The organism is Achromobacter sp., assembly GCF_057314935.1.
This window is the reverse complement of record NZ_DBHKZA010000030.1, coordinates 50083-69206: the sequence shown is the minus strand read 5'-3', so window position 1 is coordinate 69206 and position 19124 is coordinate 50083. Positions and strand designations below refer to the sequence as shown.

General features: G+C 64.7%; 19 protein-coding genes. 10 read left to right on the top strand and 9 right to left on the bottom strand.

All coding sequences use genetic code 11. The features are described 5' to 3' along the window. Positions 1-996: glycosyltransferase family 9 protein (locus ACO6D5_RS13475; RefSeq protein WP_485825655.1), on the bottom strand; the 996-nt coding region annotated here is incomplete at its 3' end. Positions 997-1235: 239 nt separating this feature from the next. After that, positions 1236-1457 carry a hypothetical protein gene (locus ACO6D5_RS13470; protein WP_485825654.1) on the bottom strand — a complete coding sequence of 74 codons (222 nt, stop codon included), beginning with the start codon at positions 1455-1457 and terminating at the stop codon, positions 1236-1238. A 248-nt stretch (positions 1458-1705) separates the two neighbouring features. On the opposite strand from ACO6D5_RS13470, the gene ACO6D5_RS13465 reads away from it, so the two are divergent. Together ACO6D5_RS13465 and ACO6D5_RS13460 are read left to right on the top strand one after the other, a co-directional pair. Then, positions 1706-2734, top strand: coding sequence for a MerR family transcriptional regulator (locus tag ACO6D5_RS13465; RefSeq protein ID WP_485825653.1), 1029 nt, complete (start codon positions 1706-1708; stop codon positions 2732-2734). 165 nt (positions 2735-2899) lie between these two features. Further along, positions 2900-3898 (top strand): tripartite tricarboxylate transporter substrate binding protein, encoded by a 999-nt coding sequence (locus ACO6D5_RS13460; RefSeq protein WP_485825652.1) that lies wholly within the window; start codon positions 2900-2902, stop codon positions 3896-3898. A 138-nt stretch (positions 3899-4036) separates the two neighbouring features. Here the strand turns inward: ACO6D5_RS13460 and ACO6D5_RS13455 are convergent, their stop codons facing one another. Beyond that, entirely contained in the window at positions 4037-4639 is a 603-nt protein-coding gene (locus tag ACO6D5_RS13455; protein ID WP_315528727.1) for a hypothetical protein, read from the bottom strand. 159 nt (positions 4640-4798) lie between these two features. Between ACO6D5_RS13455 and ACO6D5_RS13450 the strand changes: the two genes are divergently transcribed. Both ACO6D5_RS13450 and ACO6D5_RS13445 read left to right on the top strand, forming a co-directional pair. Further along, the gene (locus ACO6D5_RS13450; protein ID WP_485825651.1) at positions 4799-5626 is read left to right on the top strand and encodes a YggS family pyridoxal phosphate-dependent enzyme; all 828 of its coding nucleotides are present in this window, start codon (positions 4799-4801) and stop codon (positions 5624-5626) included. 65 nt (positions 5627-5691) lie between these two features. Beyond that, positions 5692-6405: a glutamine amidotransferase gene (locus ACO6D5_RS13445; protein ID WP_485825650.1), complete on the top strand. Its 714-nt coding sequence runs from the start codon at positions 5692-5694 to the stop codon at positions 6403-6405. A 64-nt stretch (positions 6406-6469) separates the two neighbouring features. On the opposite strand, the gene ACO6D5_RS13440 is transcribed toward ACO6D5_RS13445, so the two are convergent. From ACO6D5_RS13440 to ACO6D5_RS13430, 3 genes are all read right to left on the bottom strand, one after another. Then, positions 6470-8734, bottom strand: coding sequence for an Orn/Lys/Arg family decarboxylase (locus ACO6D5_RS13440; protein ID WP_485825649.1), 2265 nt, complete (start codon positions 8732-8734; stop codon positions 6470-6472). 207 nt (positions 8735-8941) lie between these two features. After that, the gene (gene ptsJ, locus ACO6D5_RS13435; protein WP_315528732.1) at positions 8942-10237 is read right to left on the bottom strand and encodes a MocR-like B6 salvage transcription factor PtsJ; all 1296 of its coding nucleotides are present in this window, start codon (positions 10235-10237) and stop codon (positions 8942-8944) included. Between the two features lie 151 nt (positions 10238-10388). Next, on the bottom strand, positions 10389-11303 hold the full coding sequence (locus tag ACO6D5_RS13430) for a LysR family transcriptional regulator (RefSeq protein WP_485825648.1): 915 nt from the start codon (positions 11301-11303) through the stop codon (positions 10389-10391). A 92-nt stretch (positions 11304-11395) separates the two neighbouring features. Here ACO6D5_RS13430 and ACO6D5_RS13425 point away from each other — a divergent pair, with 92 nt between their 5' ends. From ACO6D5_RS13425 to ACO6D5_RS13410, 4 genes are read left to right on the top strand one after another with little or no spacing between them, the layout of a single operon-like run. Further along, a complete protein-coding gene (locus ACO6D5_RS13425) occupies positions 11396-12190 on the top strand; it encodes an SDR family NAD(P)-dependent oxidoreductase (protein WP_315528735.1) in 795 nt (264 codons plus the stop codon). Positions 12191-12204: 14 nt separating this feature from the next. Beyond that, positions 12205-13023 (top strand): SDR family NAD(P)-dependent oxidoreductase, encoded by an 819-nt coding sequence (locus ACO6D5_RS13420; protein WP_485825647.1) that lies wholly within the window; start codon positions 12205-12207, stop codon positions 13021-13023. A gap of 18 nt (positions 13024-13041) precedes the next feature. Next, positions 13042-13554, top strand: coding sequence for a carboxymuconolactone decarboxylase family protein (locus ACO6D5_RS13415; RefSeq protein ID WP_485825646.1), 513 nt, complete (start codon positions 13042-13044; stop codon positions 13552-13554). Between the two features lie 38 nt (positions 13555-13592). Then, positions 13593-14558 carry a tripartite tricarboxylate transporter substrate binding protein gene (locus ACO6D5_RS13410; protein WP_485825645.1) on the top strand — a complete coding sequence of 322 codons (966 nt, stop codon included), beginning with the start codon at positions 13593-13595 and terminating at the stop codon, positions 14556-14558. 33 nt (positions 14559-14591) lie between these two features. Here ACO6D5_RS13410 and ACO6D5_RS13405 read toward each other — a convergent pair whose 3' ends face one another. Further along, entirely contained in the window at positions 14592-15485 is an 894-nt protein-coding gene (locus tag ACO6D5_RS13405; protein ID WP_485825644.1) for a LysR family transcriptional regulator, read from the bottom strand. A 110-nt stretch (positions 15486-15595) separates the two neighbouring features. On the opposite strand from ACO6D5_RS13405, the gene ACO6D5_RS13400 reads away from it, so the two are divergent. Together ACO6D5_RS13400 and ACO6D5_RS13395 are read left to right on the top strand one after the other, a co-directional pair. Continuing rightward, complete coding sequence (locus ACO6D5_RS13400) at positions 15596-16402, top strand: class II aldolase/adducin family protein (RefSeq protein WP_088591310.1); 807 nt, start codon at positions 15596-15598, stop codon at positions 16400-16402. A 58-nt stretch (positions 16403-16460) separates the two neighbouring features. Beyond that, on the top strand, positions 16461-17447 hold the full coding sequence (locus ACO6D5_RS13395; protein WP_485825643.1) for a tripartite tricarboxylate transporter substrate binding protein: 987 nt from the start codon (positions 16461-16463) through the stop codon (positions 17445-17447). A 36-nt stretch (positions 17448-17483) separates the two neighbouring features. Here the strand turns inward: ACO6D5_RS13395 and ACO6D5_RS13390 are convergent, their stop codons facing one another. Both ACO6D5_RS13390 and ACO6D5_RS13385 read right to left on the bottom strand, forming a co-directional pair. Next, positions 17484-18392, bottom strand: a complete 909-nt coding sequence (locus ACO6D5_RS13390) for a DNA/RNA non-specific endonuclease (RefSeq protein ID WP_485825642.1) — start codon at positions 18390-18392, stop codon at positions 17484-17486. A gap of 82 nt (positions 18393-18474) precedes the next feature. Further along, on the bottom strand, positions 18475-19077 hold the full coding sequence (locus ACO6D5_RS13385; RefSeq protein ID WP_485825641.1) for a LysE/ArgO family amino acid transporter: 603 nt from the start codon (positions 19075-19077) through the stop codon (positions 18475-18477). Positions 19078-19124: the final 47 nt, after the last annotated feature.

Sequence of the window (19124 nt, the reverse complement as noted above, 5' to 3'; positions counted from 1 at the left end):
AGACCAGATCGCCTCAGCCACGACCGACGGCGAGATGCCGTCCATGCCTGGGCAACCAGACGGTTCAAGTGGATGCAAACAGGGGGCGTAACGCATGACGGGGCTGCATCCGAACAGTCCGATCGTCGGGACGTTATGGGCAACCGCGATATGCATGCCCATGCTGTCATTGGTGGCAAAGGCCAGGGTGCGTGCGATGAGCGCCTGGCTCACGCAAATATCCGTGGCGTCTTGCGTGATGTCGAGCACGCGGATCGATGAAGGCAAGGCCGCGCGGATCTCTTGCGCGATGTGCCGTACATCGCTGGCGCCGCACAACAGAAACGCCAGCTCAGGGTCACGCTCGTGCAGAATTCGGGCGACCTGCGCAAAGGACTGCGCCGAATAGCGCCGCTTTTCCGCAGAGGCGTTCAAACCAAAGCCGACCATCCGCGGCAGCCCTTGGGTGAGGTGCGCGGCAGCATTCAAGGCGTCCGGGGCGATTTCGAGCGAGGGATAGCATGCCTCGTAGGGACAGCCCACCTTGCGCAGCATCGCCGGCAGCCAGGTATGCGTATCGGGATGGGGCGTGCCCTTGCGGCGCACCCAGATCTGTTCCGTGAGCCAGCGCGAAAAATGCGGATGATGCCAGCGCAGAAAGCCGATGCGCCGCGGGATGCCTGCCAGACGGGCGGCCGCCGCGACGTGCGAGCGGAACGTGAACAGGAAAAGCGCGTCGTAGGATCCGGCCGCCAATACGGTGCTTATCTGCGCGACGCGCGTTCGGCCCTGCAACTTGCTGACTTCCTTAAGCGGGACGACTTCCTTGACATAGGGCTGCGCACGGAACAGCGCCAGCGATGACTCGTGCTGCGTCATGAGCAGCGTGACGGGAGCGCCTGCGTAGTCCGCCAGGGCCCGCACGAAAACCATATTGAGGATGCCGTCGCCAATCCCGCCGGAAATGTAAATGGCAAGATTGCTTGGCGCACCACCGTCCCACGTCGACCCGTCCATATCGCTTGCCTGTGTAAGAGGATGACACCACTACGCCGGGTATGCGCTTTGCACCCTTAGGCACCTGTTTGGCGGTAAATGCCGTTGCTGGGCAACGGCGTGTTCCAGATTGGATTCATGCATGGAATATTGATCCAACGGGCGTGGATTGTCGCTGATTTTCTACGCGCCAAGCCTGGCCGGACGCGTGTTTTACAGGGGGAGGAGCAGGGGGTTTTCCCTGTAGTGCGGTTTCGGCGCTATTCGCTTATGTGGTTGAACTGGATCGATTCCGGGGCGATGCCGCCTTGGCGCAGCCGGCCGTCAATATCCTCCTGCGCGCCGTCCCGGCTGTCCGGTGAGGGCAGTTCCAGCCAATTGGCCAGTTCGCGCTTTGCCTGGGGCGTTTCCGAGATACTGCCGTTGACCAGGGCGACGCCTTCTCCGCCGTCAAGTTTCCGGTAGGTGATTTGCGTTTTCATCTTCGCTCCTAAGATGCTGGTCGGGCCAGCTGGGGGACAAACCGATTTCGCGTTAGCGGGCGCTGGCGTCGTTATTCGAGATGCCGCGGGCGCCTGCCGCATGGTTATGCTTACGTCCGCCACGAGTATTGGGGACGTTGCACGGTTTCAGGGCTCAGCAAGTATTGTTCCGCGCCCGCGGGGCAGCGCTTGACCCTTACGTAACGTCATGTCCGACAGTTCATTTTGCGCCAACAACGGAGGAAATCATGCGGCTGAAAGTCGGAGAACTGGCCAGGCGGAGCGGATTGACCGTTCGCACGCTTCACCACTATCACGCCATCGGTTTGCTGACGCCCTCGGCGCGCGCCGACAACGGCTATCGGCTATACGGCCGCGACGATATCGCCCGACTGCACCAGATTCAGGCATTGCGTCGCTTCGGCTTGCCGTTGGCAGAAATCGGCGCCTACCTGGACCAGCCGGCCACGCCCCTGGATGCGATCATTTCCAAACAGATCGCAATGCTTGACCGCCAGATTCAACAGGCCGCACGGCTGCGCGAACGCTTGGCGCAGCTGCAACGCCAGTTGGCGGATGGCACGGAACCCGAGCTGGTCGATTGGCTATCGACTTTGGAGATGATGAACATGTACGACAAGTATTTTTCACCCGACGAACTGGCCCGTCTGCCCATGTACGCCCGCAGTCCCGAGGGGGACGCGGATTGGATCGCGCTGATCGGGCAAGTGCGCCAGCAGATGGAGCAGGGCGCCGCGCCGGCGGATGCCCGGCCAGGAGAACTGGCGCAGCGCTGGATGACGCTGCTGCTGCGAGACACCAACGGGGATCCCCGCCTGCTGGTGAAACTGAACCAGATGCACGAGCAGGAACCTGCGATGCAAGCACACATCGGCATTTCGCCTGAGATGCGCGACTATGTGCTGCGCGCCTTCTCCGAAGGCAAGCTGCGCCTCTATGAAAAATACCTGACGGTTGACGAAGCGCGCTTCATGCGGGCGCACTACTACGACCGTATCGGCGAATGGCCGACGCTGATAGCCCGGGTCCGCGACGCCATCGACGCCGGCCAGGCGCCGGGCTCCCCGGTCGGCCTTGAACTTGCGCGTCATTGGTTGGCGCTCTTTTGCACCTACGCCGGCAACGATCCCGCCACGCACGCAAAGTTCCGGCAGGCGCTGATGACCGACCCGGACCTGACGGCGGGCACCTGGGCCGACGATGCGACGCTGGCGTTCATGCGGCAGGCAATGGGCGCATTGGCCGCGGCGCGTTGACCTCGGGCTGCGCGGGATAAGGCATACTTCGCGACGCCAGGCGCAACCACGCGCGCGGGACGCTTTCTGCGTGTCGCGCGCCGCGCCCGATGGCGTCGCGCTGCCAGCGCGTAGATAAAAAAGTCGCGCCGTTCGATGCGCGAAGTCGTCAACGAGGAGACAGGGATGACGAAGCAGTCCAGGATGTATGCCGTGTGCCGCCAGGTCGGCAGGGCGTTGCTGCCGGCCGCAGTGGCGGCGGGCTTGGTCGCGGCGCCTGCCGCACAGGCCGACGAGTATCCATCGCAGCCGATCAAGCTGATCGTTCCGTTCGCGGCGGGCGGCGGCAATGACGGGATTGCGCGCCTGTTGGGGCAGTTGCTGTCCGACGGGTTGAAGCAGCCGGTCGTGGTCGAGAACCGTCCCGGCGCGGGCGGCAAGCTGGGGGTGGAGCAAGGCCTGAGGGCTGCGCCGGACGGCTATACCTTGACCTTGATTTCCAATAGCTATTCGGTCAACCCCAGCCTGTACAAGTTGCCGTTCGATCCGGTGGGCGACATGACGCCGATCGGGATGATCGCGCGCGCGCCGTTCTTCGTGTCCGTCAACCCCAAGGTGCCGGTCGAGACCTTGGGTGAACTCGTCGCCCTGGCCAGGAAGAAGCCCGGCGTGCTGACCTATGCGTCGTCAGGCACGGGCGGGATTTCGCACCTGGCGACCGAGGCTTTCCTGAAGACGGCGGGGATTTCCATGATCCACGTGCCGTACAAGGGGTCGGCGCCGGCATTGACCGATACCGTATCCGGCCAGGTCGATGCGATGCTGACGACCGCGGGCTCAACCTTGCCTTATCGCGCGGACAACCGCCTGAAAGTGCTGGCGGTGACGCTGCCGCAGCGCGTTTCGTCGGCGCCGGACATTCCGACGGTGCGCGAAGCGGGGGTCCCGTATGACGTGACGGTGTGGTACGGCATCATTGCGCCCAAGGGCGTGCCGCCCGCCATCCAGGCCAAGCTCAATGCGGCGATCAATGCGGCCGTCGTGCTGCCCGAGATGGCGGATCGATTGAAGGCGACGGGCGAGGCGGCCGCGCCGGGCAGTCCGCAGGACTTCCGCGACCAGATCGTGAAAGAGATCTCGCTTTGGGGCGATGTGGTGCGCGAGGCGGGCGTTACCGTCAACTGATGCGCGAGCCGGGCGCGGCCTTGAATGCCGCCGCCTTGATCCCTAAACGAAAGGCCGTTCGCGAATCATCACGAACGGCCTTTGCTTTTTGTTTTCTGCCCTGAAGGCTTGCCAGGGGAGCGGGGTTGCGCCGATTCCCTACTGGGCAGTCTCAAAAACGTAAGTCTGGCCGGAACCCTGGGACGGGTTGTACAGGGGGCACCATCCATTCACCGGGGCAACGGTGCAGTACCGGTTCTGCCCGTACACCTGGGCGACTTTCCAGGTTTGGGTGTTGTCGGCGCGTTCAAGCAGATACTGCATCCGCACCCCCCGTTCTTTCTTGTCCCGTTCGTCGATGTTCATCGTATAGCCCGGGGTAGGCGGCGTGGTGTTTCGGACGTGGGCGACGACCAGCGCGCGGGTGTCGGATTGGACGTCGACGTTCACCACCTCCCGCTCGTAGCTTTGCGTGTCGCATTTTTCTTCGCCTGCCCGATTGGCCGAGAGCGCTTGCGTCGACAACTCGCCCAGCGTCGAGCGGAACGGGCGGTACAGCTCGGCCAATTCCTTGCAGACGGAGGCCGCGTAACGTTCTTCTTCGTCACGGACGTGCCACCAGGACTTCACGGCGTCGTCGGGGGTGTTGGCCGCGATCTTCAATTGCGGCGTCGCTGCCTGCAGGCGGTTCCAAGGCGATTCTTCTTTGGAGCAGCCGGCCAACACAATGGCCAGCGCCACCAGCAATGCAGGTTTTGTCACAACAACGGGTCCGGTAATGTAGGGTGGCGTCATGATACCGCTTTCGAAATAAGCCTCCGCGGTACCCACGCTTTGCGGGGCTACCGCGGCGGTTTTCGCGTACGGGAGATCGTGTTAATCTTTGTCCTATGACAATGTTGTGTCACTGAGGTTAAAACCGTGAACGCCGAGAAAACCGCCGATATCTCCCAGACGCAGCCCCTGCATGACTTGCACAACCGCTGGCCCGAAGCAGAGTCGGTCGAGGATTTCCGCCACAACCTGGCGGCAGTGCATGCGCGCATCGCGGCGGCGTGCGGCCGGGTAGGGCGGGACCCCGCCGGGGTGCGCCTGCTGCCCGTCAGCAAGACCAAGCCCGAGGGCAGTATTCGCCTGGCCCATGCGGCCGGCTGCCGGCTGCTGGGCGAGAATAAGCCGCAGGAGGCATTCCGCAAGTGGGAGGCGACCCAGGACCTGCATGACCTGCAGTGGTCCGTGATCGGCCATTTGCAGACCAACAAGGCCAAGCTGGTGGCGCGTTTTGCCAGCGAATTCCAGGCGCTGGACAGCCTGCGCGTGGCCGAGGCCCTGGAGCGGCGGCTGCAGGCCGAAGGCCGGGAGCTGGACGTGTTCGTGCAGGTGAATACATCGGGCGAGGCCAGCAAGTACGGCCTGCACCCTGATGACGTGCCGGCCTTCCTGCGTGCGCTGCCGGGGTTTTCCGCGCTGCGCGTGCGCGGATTGATGACGCTGGCGCTGTTCTCGGCCGAGGCCGAGCGGGTGCGCCAGTGTTTTGTGCTGTTGCGCAGCCTGCGCGATCAACTGCGGCAGGATGCGCCGGCGGGTATCTCGCTGGACGAGTTGTCGATGGGCATGTCCGGGGATTTCGAAATCGCGATTGAAGAGGGCGCGACGGTCGTGCGGGTGGGGCAGGCGATCTTTGGTGCGCGGGCCCTGCCCGACAGCCACTATTGGCCGACCGCGCAAGCGGACGACGCCGATTCGTAAACGCTGTCCGCCATCCTTGGGGCGCCTGAAGCGCGTCCTCATCCTCCTGTTTGAAAGGCTCCGATATGACCCGAAGCGCCGTCGCGATCCGCCATCTGCATTTTGAAGACCTGGGTACGCTGGAGCCGCTGCTGCGCGAGCGCGGCTACGACGTGCGCTACGTCGATGCGACGGCGCAGGAATTGCCCGCGCTCGATGCGCTGGCCCCCGATTTGTTGATCGTATTGGGCGGGCCGATCGGCGCGTTCGACGATGCGACCTATCCGTTCGTCAAAGACGAGCTGGCCTTGGTGCAGCGCCGTCTGGGCGCGGGCACGCCGATCCTGGGCATTTGCCTGGGCGCGCAGTTGATGGCGCGCGCGCTGGGCGCCCGGGTCTATCCGCTGGGCGTGAAGGAAATCGGCTTCGGACCGCTGCAGTTAAGCAAAGAAGGCCGCGAATCCCCGCTGGCGGCATTGGGCGACACGCCGGTGCTGCATTGGCATGGCGACCAGTTCGACATTCCCGCAGGGGCCTCCCGGCTGGCCGGGACCTCGATCGGGCAGAACCAGGCATTCTCGCTGGGCAGCGCGGTGCTGGGGCTGCAGTTCCATCTGGAGGCCGATACCCGTTCCATCGAGCGTTGGCTGGTCGGCCATGCCTGCGAGCTGGCGCAGGCAGGCATCGATCCGCGCACGCTTCGGTCGCAGGCGGAAGCGGTCCAGGAACGCCTGGCCGACGCGTCTGACACCGTGTTCCGCGCGTGGCTTGACGCAATGGAAGGCAAGGCGCGCAGATAGTCGTCGCCGCGGCGGCGGGCTTACGCGCCGCCGCTGGCTTTGGCGATATCCGCGTGGCGCGCGATCAGGCCACGCAGTCCACGTAGTAACGCAAATTCCCGTCGTCGTCCCGCAGTGCCACGAAGCCGTGGATGTCGGTACCGAAGCCCGGGCAGGAGCGGTTGAGTTCGCGCGAGAACTTCAGGTAATCGACGATGCTCCGGTTGAAGACTTCGCCCGGGATCAGCAACGGGATGCCGGGGGGGTAGGGGGTGATCAGGCTGGTGGTGATGCGGCCTTCCAGATGGTCGATCTCGACGCGCTCGGTCTTGCGGTTGGCGATGTGCGCATAGGCATCGCTGGGTTTCATGGCGGGCACCGCTTCCTTCGTGTACATCTCGGTCGTCAGGCGCGCGATGTCGCTCTTCGCGTAGATCCTGTGCACGTGCTGGCACAGGTCGCGCAGGCCCATTTCCTCGTAGCGCGGGTACTTCCGGCAGAACGCCGGCAGGATGCGCCACATCGGCACGTTGCGGGCGTAGTCGTCCTTGAACTGCTGCAAGGCCGTAACCAGTGAACTCCAGCGGCCCTTCGTGATGCCGATGGTGAACATGATGAAGAAGCTGTAGAGGCCGGTCTTCTCGATGATCACCCCGTGCTCGGCCAGGAACTTGGTCACGATGGATGCCGGGATTCCGTCGGCGGCGAAACGGCCGTCCATGTCCACCCCGGGGGTCAGGATGGTGGACTTGATTGGGTCGAGCATGTTGAAGCCGCTGGCAAGCGGGCCGAAGCCGTGCCATCCGGCATCGGCGCCGTCGTCCGTGATGATCCACTGTGCCGCGCTGCCGATGCCTTCCGCTTCCAGTTCGTCCGGTCCCCACACCGTGAACCACCAGTCGTCCGCCGTGAATTGTTCGCCGACCTGCCGCATGGCGCGCCGGAAATCCAGCGCCTCGATGATGCTCTCTTCGACCAGGGTCTGGCCGCCGGGCTGCTCCATCATCGCCGCCGCCACGTCGCAGCTGGCGATGATGGCGTACTGCGGCGACGTGGAGGTGTGCATCAGGTAGGCCTCGTTGAACAAGTGGCGGTCAAGCCCGCGCGTAGCGGAGTCCTGCACCAGGATGTGGCTGGCCTGGCTGATGCCTGCCAGCAGCTTGTGCGTGGATTGCGTGGAATACACGATGGAATCGCGCGGCCGCGCCCGCTTCTTGCCCATGGCGTGATACGTGCCGTAGAACGGATGGAAGGCCGCGTGCGGGATCCACGCCTCGTCGAAGTGCAGGGCTTCCACATAGCCGTCGAGCGCGGACTTGATGGTTTCGGTGTCGTAGAGAATGCCGTCGTAGGTGGATTGCGTCAGCACCATCACGCGCGGCTGGACCTGATCGGCATCCACGCCCGCCAGCAGCGGATGGGCGCGGATCTTCGCCTTGATGGATTCCCGCGAGAATTCGTCCCTGGGGATCGGCCCGATGATGCCCAGATGGTTGCGCGTGGGCCGCAGGAAAACGGGAATGGCCCCGGTAAGCACGATGCCGTGCAGGATGGACTTGTGGCAGTTGCGGTCCACCACCACCACGTCGCCCGGCGCCACCAGGTGCTGCCAGACGATCTTGTTGCTGGTGCTGGTCCCGTTGGTCACGAAGTAGCAGTGGTCGGCGTTGAAGATGCGCGCGGCGTTGCGTTCGCTGGCGCCGATGGCGCCGTTGTGGTCCAGCAGTTGGCCAAGTTCTTCCACCGCGTTGCAGACGTCGGCGCGCAGCATGTTCTCGCCGAAGAACTGGTGGAAGACCTGGCCTACGGGGCTTTTCAGGAAGGCGACGCCGCCCGAGTGGCCGGGGCAGTGCCAGGAATACGAGCCGTCTTCCGCGTAGTCGAGCAGCGCTTTCAGGAAGGGCGGCTTGATGCCGTCCAGATAACTCCTGGCTTCGCGGATGAGGTGGCGCGCGACGAATTCGGGCGTGTCCTCGAACATGTGGATGACGCCGTGCAGCTCGCGCAGGATGTCGTTCGGCATATGGCGAACCGATTTGGTTTCGCCATAGATATAGATCGGCACATCCACATTGCGGCGGCGCACTTCGCGGATGAACTGGCGGATGTTCTGCAAAGCCGGCGCGTCTTCGGCGTCGGGCGTGAATTCTTCGTCGTCGATCGACAGGATGAAGGAACTGGCCCGGCTCTGCTGTTGCGCGAACTGGCTGAGATCATGGTAGCTGGTGGCGCCCACCACCTCGAAGCCCTCGGTCTTGATCGCTTCGGCAAGCGCCCGGATGCCCAGCCCGGATGTGTTCTCTGAACGGAAATCCTCGTCGATGATGACGATGGGGAAGATGAAGCGCATGGTCTGTCCTGTATCGAGGCGACGCCAACGGCGTGGCGGTCAGCGGCTCGGGACGGCGAAGACAGGCAATCCCAAAGCCTTGTTGGGGACAAAGGCGGGATGGGACGGGGGCTCCGGCTCAATTTCCTGTAATGTCCTGGATGATTATTATATATGTCCTAGGACAATGTCCGGGCGCAGGGCGTGGCCGCGTCGTGCCAAGGCCGGTTAACCCAGGCTGTGCTTGAGGTCTTGGGCAAGCCGGGCGCATTGCGCCGGCTCGATGCCGGAGATCGTGATCCGCAGGCCTTTGACCGCGTCCTGGACGGAGAAGGCGTCTCCGTGCCGGACCAGCCACCCTTGCCGCGCCAGCGCCAGGGCGATCGCCTGGTCGTCGGTTTGCAGCGGCACCCAAAGGTTGAGGCCATCGCCTTGCGCCAGGCAATCGATTTCCTGGGCACGCAGGGCGTCTTCCAGCATCTTTCGGCGGCGGACGTAGTCGGCGCGGGCCTGGGTAAGCAGCTCGACTGTTTCGGGCTGCGTAAGCTGGACTTCGACAATGTCCTGCAGCAGGTGGCTGACCCAATTCGTGCCGGCGGCCAGGCGCAAGCGCAGTTGCCGGGATGTGGCGGAGTCGCTTGCGACGGCAGCCAGCCGGACATCGGGGCCAAGCGCCTTGCTGAAGGATCGGATCAATGCCCAGCGGTAGGCATTGTCGGGAATGGGCGAATGGTAGGGGGCGTTGGACAGCAGGGCGAAGTGGTCATCCACGATCACCATGACATCAGGATGCTTGGCCAGCAGGCGCGACAGCGCGCGTGCCCGCTTTTCGCTCAGGCTGCAGCCCGTGGGATTGTGCGCCCGCGGGGTGATGATGACGGCTTGCGCGCCTTTGGCCAAGGCCGCCTCCAGCCCGTCGGCCTGCATGCCTTGCGCATCGACGGGAACGCCAACGGTCTGCAGGCCGATGGTCCGCAACGTGTTGATGCTGCTGAGGAAGCAGGGGTTTTCCACGGCCACCTTGTCGCCGGCCACCAGATAGGCGCCCAGCAGCCGCTCGATGGCATCCACGGCGCCGTGCGTCAGGTCGATGTCGAAACGGGCAGGGGCGTCGGGCTGGAACCAGTTGCGCAGGTGCGCTTCCAACCCCGCATTGATGGTGGGCTCGCCATACAGCCGCGTTTTGTAGGGACGCAGGCGCAAGGCGGCGTTGGCGTCCGGCAGCCACGCCGGGTTCGGGTTGCCGCTGGCGAAATCGGTCAGGGGGGAATTGGCCAGGGTGCCTTCCTGTTCGCCGGCCTGAAATGGATCGCGGATGATCGTGCCCAGGCGTCCTTGCGTGACGGCAATGCCCGCAGTGACAAGGCGGCGGTAGGCGGCGGCGACCGTATTGCGGTTCACGCCCAGGTCTACCGCCAGATCCCGCACCGGCGGCAGGGAGGCGCCCGCGGACAACTGCCGGGACAGCGCCAGAGTGCGCACGCTGTCGTAGATCTCCGCAGCGGTCTTGCCGTGAATTTTCATATCGTCCTGGGACAGTTCTGGGAATCGGGCGGGCCAGAAAACGTTCCGTCCTGTGTGGCGCGCCTGGGCTGATTTTGCCATAGCGCGTCTGGGCGCATGCGTCGTGCTCCTGGCGCTTGCAGCGCGGAGGCGTTGGCCCGGGCGCGGGCGGTCATCTTGCCTGCTTTCCCTGGCACTGCCTGGCTTCGCCCAGACGGCGCAGCTCGTCCAGGGTCTGGCGCACCAGCGGGGACGGCCGGCATTCCCGGCGGATGAACATGCCCACTGAACGCGACAGCGCCCCCTGCAGCCGCGTCTTGGCCACGCCCCGGTGGGCAGTATGGTCGAACGACGATTCCGGCAGCAGCGCGATGCCGCAGTTGGCCTGGACGAAGCGCGCGATGGTGTTGAGGTCGCGCAGCGCATAGGTCGGATGGAAGGGTTGCGATTCACGCCGGAAGGCGCGTTCGGTCAGCACGTGCACGCTGGTCCCCGGCGGCATGCTGATCAGCGGCAGCCTGGCAAGCTCGGCCGGTATCCAGCGCGTGATGGCCGGCTTGGCCTGGCGGCTGTGGAACAGCACGAAGGGTTCGGTGAACAGTTCCTGGTAGAGCAGGTCGGGCGAGCCATCGTCGCCCATGGCGGTCACCGCGATATCGACGCGGCGATCGCGCAGCAACTGCAGGGCCTCGCTGGCGATGGGGTCATGCACGTCGATGCGCGCGTTTGGGTTCGCCTGCGCCAGATTCTTGAGCAACTGGGGCAGCAGCGACGCGGCCAGCGTCGGCAGGGCGGCGACCGCGACGCGGTTGTTGCGGTCGCGCAGGCGCTGGGCAAGCTCCAGCATGCCCTGGTCGTAGTGGGCGGTGATGCCGCGGGCGATCTCCAGGATGTCCTGCCCCTCGCGGGACAGGCGCACCATGCGGGTGCTGCGCTCGAAGAGCGTCGTCCCCATGCTCTCTTCGATTTCCTTGAGCAGTTTGCTGAGCGTCGGCTGAGTGACGTGCAGCATTTCAGCAGTCTTGTGAAAGCTCAAGGTCTGGGCCAGCAGCACGAAGGCCCTCAGTTGTCTCGTCGTCAGATTCATTCTTTTTGTCTATCAATAACGTTCGGATTGGAACTTAACGCGCCCGCCGCGTGGCCTTAGTCTGTGCATCAGGCATCGTCTAGGGAGTTCGAATGTTTCGCCTCGATGGAAAGGTAGCGTTGGTGACCGGGTGCGGCACGCTCGGCGACGGATGGGGAAACGGCAAGGCCACCGCGGCAGTCCTGGCCAGGCTGGGGGCGTCGGTGTACGGGTGCGACCTCGATATCGAGGCGGCCCGGCAGTCCGCCGAGGTGATTGCCGCTGAAGGCGGCGACATCCAGGTGGGGCAAGCCGATGTCCGAGACGCGCGGCAGGTGGCGGAACTGGTCCAGGCCTGCCTCGCCGCCCATGGCCGCATCGACATCCTTGTGAACAACGTCGGCCGCTCGGAACCGGGTGACCCGGTCACGATGTCCGAAGACGCCTGGAATGATCAAATCCAGGTCAACCTGACCTCCGCGTTCTTGTGCTGCAAGCACGTCATACCCCTCATGAAGGCGGCCGGCGGCGGGTCGATCATCAACATCTCATCGATTGCCGGGCTGAGGTATGCGGGCAAACCCCAGGTGGGCTATGCGGCGGCCAAGGCGGCCCTGATGCAGATGACCGCGACGACGGCGGTCATCTACGCCAAAGACGGCGTGCGCTTGAATTCGGTCGTGCCGGGCCTGATGTTCACGCCGTTGGTCGAGCGCCTGGCGCAGAAGTATGCGGGCGGCGACTACGAGGGGTTCGTGGCGCACCGGCATGGGCAGGTCCCGACCGGCCGCATGGGCGACAGTTGGGATGTCGCCCATGCGGTGGCCTTCCTGGCTTGCGACGAAAGCCGCTACATCACCGGCCAGCAGCTGGTGGTGGATGGCGGCATCACCCTCAGCACGCCCTAGGCGGGGACGGCATCATGCACAGCGCAAGCAAACCGCCGGGCCGCGTGGCCGGCAAGGTCGCCCTGGTCTTCGGCGCCGGCTGCGTGGGGCCCGGCTGGGGCAACGGACGCGCCATCGCCGTCCGCCTGGCCCAGGAGGGGGCCTTGGTGATGGCGGTGGACCGGCAACCGGACTCCCTGCCCGAAACGTTGGAGCACGCGGGCGACTATCGCGCGAATATTGAAACCCACCTCTGCGACGTGGGCGATTCCGCGCAGGTCGGCCGTCTGGTCGACGCGATACGGCAACGGCACGGCCGCATCGATATCCTGGTGAACAACGTCGGCGGCCCTATTCCGGGCGGCGCCACCGCGTTGTCCGAAGCGGATTGGCAGCGGCAGCTCGACTTGAACCTGACCTCGGTGTTTACGACGTGCCGGCATGTGCTGGGCCTCATGGCGGGGCAAGGCGGCGGCGCGGTCGTCAATGTCTCCTCTACGTCGGCTATCCGCTGGACGGGCGCGCCGCAGGTCGGATATGCCGCCGCAAAGGCCGGGGTGATGCAGTTCGGCCGGGTGGCGGCGGTGGAATACGCCAAGCACGGCGTGCGGATCAACACGGTGTTGCCGGGGCAGTTGCACACGCCCTTGGTGGACGCGTTCCTGGCGACCCAACAGGCGGCGGGCGATGTCCAGGCGCTGCTGGGCAAGCGCCAGAAGCGCATCCCGCTGCCTTTCATGGGTGACGGGCGGGACACGGCGAACGCCGTGCTTTTCCTTGCCTCGGACGAGGCCAGATTCATCACCGGCACCGAGCTCATCGTCGATGGCGGCATGAGCGCCCGGTGCGATTGACGACAAGGGGGGGTAACGATGGCAAGAGTCGCTTACGCGGATAGCAACAACCCGGAAACAAGGCCGCTGGTCGAGCGCATCCAGCGCGAACGTTCCAGCCTGCCGAATCTCTACAAGATGCTGCTGAACAGTCCGCCTGTGGCCGAAGGCTGGCTGAACTACCTGACCGCCATCCGTCAGAAAAGCAGCTTGCCGCCCCGCTTGAGGGAACTGCTGATCCTGCGCGTGGCGGTCCTGAACGAGGCCGATTACGAATTCGAACAACACCTGCCCATCGCGCTGCGGGCGGGATGCGACGAACGCCAGGTCGAAGGCGTGAAGGCCGGCGATTTCACCGCATTGGACGGCGCTGAGCGCGCGGCCATGGCCTATTGCGACGAAATGACGCGCGCGATCCGCGTGCGCGACGCGACATTCGCCGCGGTGCGCCAAGCCTACGACGACAAGGCGATCGTGGAGATCACGGCCACCATCGCGGCCTACAACATGGTGTCGCGGTTCCTGGAGGCCATACAAGTCGATCACGAGTAAACGGCGCAAGCCGGACATAACGATAATGGGAGACAACCATGCAGAATCATTTTGGCGCTGTCGTGGCATCCGTCGCGCTGGGCTTTGCCCTGAGCGCGCCGGTTCATGCCGAACCGGCCTATCCGGCCAAGCCGATCCAGCTTGTGATTCCCTTTGCGCCCGGGGATACCGATCAGATGCTGCGGCCGATCACGGAGAAGATGGGCCAGTACGTCGGCCAGCCGCTGATCGTGAACTACAAGCCTGGCGCGGGTGGCGGTATTGGCGCGGCTTTCACGGCAGCGGCGTCGCCTGACGGCTACACCATCGTCGGCAGTTCGCCAGGGTCCCTCGTCGTTGTGCCGCTGGCCAACAAGGAAATCAAGTACACGACAGACTCCTTCACGCCGGTCGCGGCCATTGCGCTGGGCGGCATGATGATCGTCGCGCAGGGCAACTCCAAGTACAAGACGCTGGCCGATGTGGTGGCCGACGCGCGGGCGCGGCCCGACGCCATCGCCTACGGCACCTCCGGCGCCATGGGCATCAGTCATCTGCTGGGCGAGACGTTCGCCGCTGAAGCGAAGATCAAGCTGCGCCACATCCCTTTCCAGGGGAGTACGCCGGCCGTGACGGCGTTGCTCGGCGGCCATACCGATATCGCCGTTTCCGCCGTGGGGCCGGCGCAGGCGCACATCCAGGCGGGCGGGCTGCGGCCGCTGGCCGTGTTCAGCGACAAACGCCTGCAGGCCTACCCCGACGTGCCCACGCTGCGCGAACTGGGATACGCGGTCGGAAGCCCCACGATCTATGGACTCATGGCGCCCAAGGGGACGCCGCCGCAGGTGGTCGATAAGCTCTATCAGGCAACGCGCAAGGTCGTGGCCGAGCATGGCGCCGAGGTGGACAAGACGCTGGCTGGCCTGGGCGCTGAGGTCAGCGTGCTGGGGCCAACGGAATACGGCGCTTATCTGCAGCAGCAGCGTGCGCTGTTCTCGCGCGCCATCGGGCTTATTCGGGAGTAGGGGCCATGCGAGGGCCCCGCCGCAAGCCGGGGCTCAGGCGGCGTCCAGGCAGTTTCGCTCGGTCAGATGCTGCAGGAACATCCTGGAGAGCGTCCGCTCGGGGCGCAGCGTACTCCACAGCACATGGCTATGGACCTGGATGTCGGGCACCAGCGGCCGATGCGTCAAGCCCGGGATCGGCAGCGCCGCAAGCAGGCTGGACTCCACCAGCGCCACGCCGGCGCCATGGAATGCGAGCACGATGCCCGTCATGGACGTCGAGACTTCCAGGCGGATGTCCAGGGGGCGGTCCATGAAGGCGCTCAGGCGATGCCTGAGCAGGGCCTGCGGCACGTACGTGATGATGGGGTAGGGCACCAGGTCTTCAATCGAAATCGCGGCCAGCTGAGCCAGCGGATGCGTATGCGGAAAAATACAGCTGAGCACCGCGCCGCCGACCCGCAGCGATTCGATGCCATGGCGGTCACCTTGCGTGAACGCCACGCCCAGGTCGATCTGTTCGTTGATGAGCCGCTCGGCGATCAGGTTGGAATCCATCGACTGCAGGGAGATGCGGACCTTGGGGCGCGTTTCGACGAATTCGGCGACCGCCTGCGCCAGCCACGCATTGGCGATCGGCGAGCTGGCGGCGATCGACAACGACCCCTGTATGCCCTCGGCCAGGTCTTGGCTGAAGCGCTCCAGGCCGGTGACGCGGCCGAAGATGTCCTGCACTTCGGGCAACAGCGCGCGCGCTTCCGGCGTGGGCTCCAGGCGCCCGCCTTGGCGCCGGAACAGGATGAAACCCAGGCGTTGCTCGAAGTGCTTGATCGTCGCGCTGATGGCGGGCTGCGTGACGTTCAGCAGCGCCGCCGCGCCGGTGATCGAGCCGGACATCATGACGGCGTGGAAGGCTTCCAGGTGGCGTAACTGGATCCGGGACAGCATCGTGGCGTCTCCATAAGCAGGCTTTATGGCCGGCATCGTTTTCGTGATTGGCTCCCATGTTAGGCCACTCCCTAGAATCCCGGAACGCTTCATTTTCTGCAGGAGTCCCCATGTCAGCCACTCAGCAAACGGTCTACCGTCCCGAACAGGAAGACCTCTACTTTCCCGCCTACCCCACGTTTGATTCGATCCCGGCAGAGCGCTGGCATCGCCGCCAGAGGCTGGCGGCGGTATGCCGGGTCTTCGCCAAATTCGGCTACGAGTACGGCTTCGCGGGCCACGTGACGGTGCGAGATCCCGAGCATCCGGATCTCTACTGGACGAATCCGTTCGCGATGGATTTCGGACGGGTCCGCGCCAGCGACATGCTGCTGGTCGACCATCTGGGCACGGTGCTGGAAGGACGCTGGGCAGTCAATCGCGCAGGCTTTGTCCTGCATTCGGCGATTCATGAGGCGAACCGCGACCTGGTGGCGTCCTGTCACGCGCACACCACCCATGGCATGGCGTGGGCCGCGCTGGGCCGCGAACTCGACCCCATCACCCAGACCGCCTGCGGATTCTACGAAGACCAGGCCCTGATCACCGAAGAAGCCGGTGCGGTGGTGGTCGAAAACCTCAAGGGCCATGCGGTGGCTCGGGCCTTCGGCAACGCCAAGATCGCCATCCATCAGAATCACGGGCTGTTTTCGGCCGGGCGCGAATCGGTGGAAGAAGCCGCCTGGTGGTTCATCGCTGCGGAACGCGCGTGCGAAATCCAGCTCAAGGCTGAGGCGACGGGCAAGCCGCTGAAGCTGATCGGCCGGGAGGCTGCCCTGCATTCCAAAAAGCATCTGGCGACGCCTTTCATGGCTTGGCTGCACTTCCAGCCCATTTATGACGCAATCGTGCGCCAACAGCCCGACTGCCTGCTCTAGCGCGCACGCGGGCCCACGCCTCAAAACAAGAAATAGACAGAACTCAAGGAGACAAACCATGGCAATCGCCTTTCATCAGGGCGCCCTGCGCGCCGCCATCCTGACCGTTGCAGGTTTCTGTTCGCCGGCGCTCGCCGCCTGGCCCGGCGACAAGCCCATCGAACTGGTGGTCGGATTCGCTGCGGGCGGGGAAACCGACGTGCTGGCCCGCACCTTGGCGCCTTACCTGCAGAAGCACCTCTCGGGCGCCGCCAACCTCATCATCGTGAACAAGCCCGGCGCATCGGGCGCGATCGCCAACGCCTATGTGCAGCGGGCCGCCAAGGACGGCTATACGGTCGCGATGGTGAACACGCCACCCATGAATTTCATGCCGTTGGTCCAATCGACGCCCTACGACCCCGACAAGTTCGCACTGATCGGCCGCGTCGTCAGCGACCCGACGCTATTGGTCGCGCGCGCCGACAGTCCGTACACCTCGTTGAAAGACCTGGTGGCAGCGGTCAAGGCCGGACGCGCCGATGTCAGCATCGGCCAGAACGGATTGGGCAGCAATGGCGGCGTGGCCCTGAGCATCTTGACGCAGGAGAGCGGAGCCGCGTTTACCGAGGTGCCGTTTACGGGAACCGGCCAGTCGAAAATCGCGTTGATCGGCGGCCACGTCGACATGATTTTCTCCAGCCATACGGCGGTGCCCAACCCGGCCGCAGAGCAGACCAAGCTGCGCGTGCTCGCCCAGTTCGTAGACAAGCGCGCGCCGATGCTGCCGGACGTGCCCACGGCCAAGGAAGAAGGGTTTGATGTGGTCGTCCCGTCGGACCGGGGGCTGGCAGTAGACAAAGACGTGCCGCCCGAGATTCGCGACCGCTTGCAGGCGGCATTGGAGGCCGCGCTGAAAGATCCGGAGTTCCTGGCCGCGGCACAGTCTTTTTCGGCCATCCTGGCCTATAAGCCGGGCGCCGCGTGGCAGCAGGACATCGATGCGGCCAAGGCGCCGCTGGCCAAGCTGGCGGCCAGCCTGAAACAGCGCGCGGCAGGCCGCTGAAGGGGCCTGCGCCTTGCGCGCGCAGGTTGCCCGCAGCTATCCCGCCGCGGGCAGCAGTCGCATCCCTGTCCGCCTGACAAACTCTTCATACGTGATCGGCGGGCCTTCCTTTGTGCTGGGGCTGTTGGCCTGCCAGTGCACCCAGGAGCGTCCCGTCGTCGCGTCATACACAAGCTTGAAGAGATGGCTGGGCACCGCCACGCCGGATCCAATAGTCTTGGGCTTGTCGCCGTAGACCGGGCCAGTGAAGATGTAGACATCGCCCGAGGCGCGCATGACGTACTTGCGCGTGTCTTGTTCGATGCGGCTCCATGCCCCGCTATTGTGTATCTGGTCCTGGGGCACCATGTTGGCCAGCGAGAAGCTTTGCGCCATGGTGTCCTTGGAATACATGTCCGCGGCGGGCGCCATGTGGCCGCGCGAATAGCCGGATCCCCGGTAGTCGTCGAGATTGGCGCGTTCCGCGTTGGGCAGGCGCGCCTCGGCGTAGAACTTGTCGGTCCGCTGCAAGCCTTGGGCCTGGGTCAGCATTTTCCGGTTCAGCCGTTCGGCGACGAACACCGATGTCTTGGTCTGGCCATTGTGCAGGATGGCGAAGCCGGAAAAGCAAAGTTCACGCAAATTCTGGCGCGCGGGGACCGCGGGCAGGTGGCCCCGTGGAAAGAACTGCGGGCATTCCGCGAACCGCGTCTGGGTCAGCGCCCCGTTTTGCACCGCCACGGGCGCGTAAGTATCTTGGCCGGGCCATCCCAACCGATCAAGGATGGCTTGCGGCGTGAACTGCGCCGGCCATTGCGGCTTCAGGACATAGGTGGCCGCGCCGAAACTCGCCAGCGACGAGAGAAGGAGGGCTCGCAGGAATCGATAGGCGCGATTCCCCGCTTTGGATTGGGACCGGGCTGCCGGGCGTCTTTTGGTTGAAGCTGTTTTTTTCGCGCGTGTCATGCTGCCTGTGTGTTGCTGCAGGCCGGCGCCTTGGTGGAGGCCGGCACGTCAACGGATTGTAGATGACGTGCCGCGAGGCCCTCTACAGGACCAGCTTGAGCCCGATGGCCGCCATCGCGACCCCGACGCAGCCATCGAGCACGCGCCAGGCTTTCGGGTTGGCGAAGAAGGGCCGCAGCAAGCGGGCGCCGTAGCCCAGCGTGAAGAAGAAGACGAACGACGCCGACATGGCGCCCAGCGCGAATGCGGTCTTGGCGCCTTCATACTGACTGGAAATCGACCCAAGCAGCACCACGGTGTCCAGGTAGACGTGCGGGTTCAGCCATGTGAAGGCCAGACAGGCCGCCAGCGTGGCGGCCAAGCCCGCCGTTTGCCTCGTCGAGGGCGACAGGCTGTCGTGTTGCGTGCGCAGGGCGGCGCGCAGGCTGCGCGCCGCGTAGACGAACAGGAACAGGGCGCCGCCATATCGCATGGCGGGTTCCAGCCAGGGCAGGGTGTCCACGGCCAGTCCGAACCCGGCCACGCCGGCGGCAATCAGGATGGCGTCTGACACCGCGCAGGTCAGACAGATGGCGAAGACGTATTCCTGGCGTAGTCCCTGCCGCAGGACGAACGCATTTTGTGCACCGATCGCGAGGATCAGGCCAAGACTGAGCAGGAAGCCGGGAATGAAGGCGGTTGTCATGGATCACCCTGTAAAAGGGCGACAGACTAGCCGTTGCGCGAAGATTA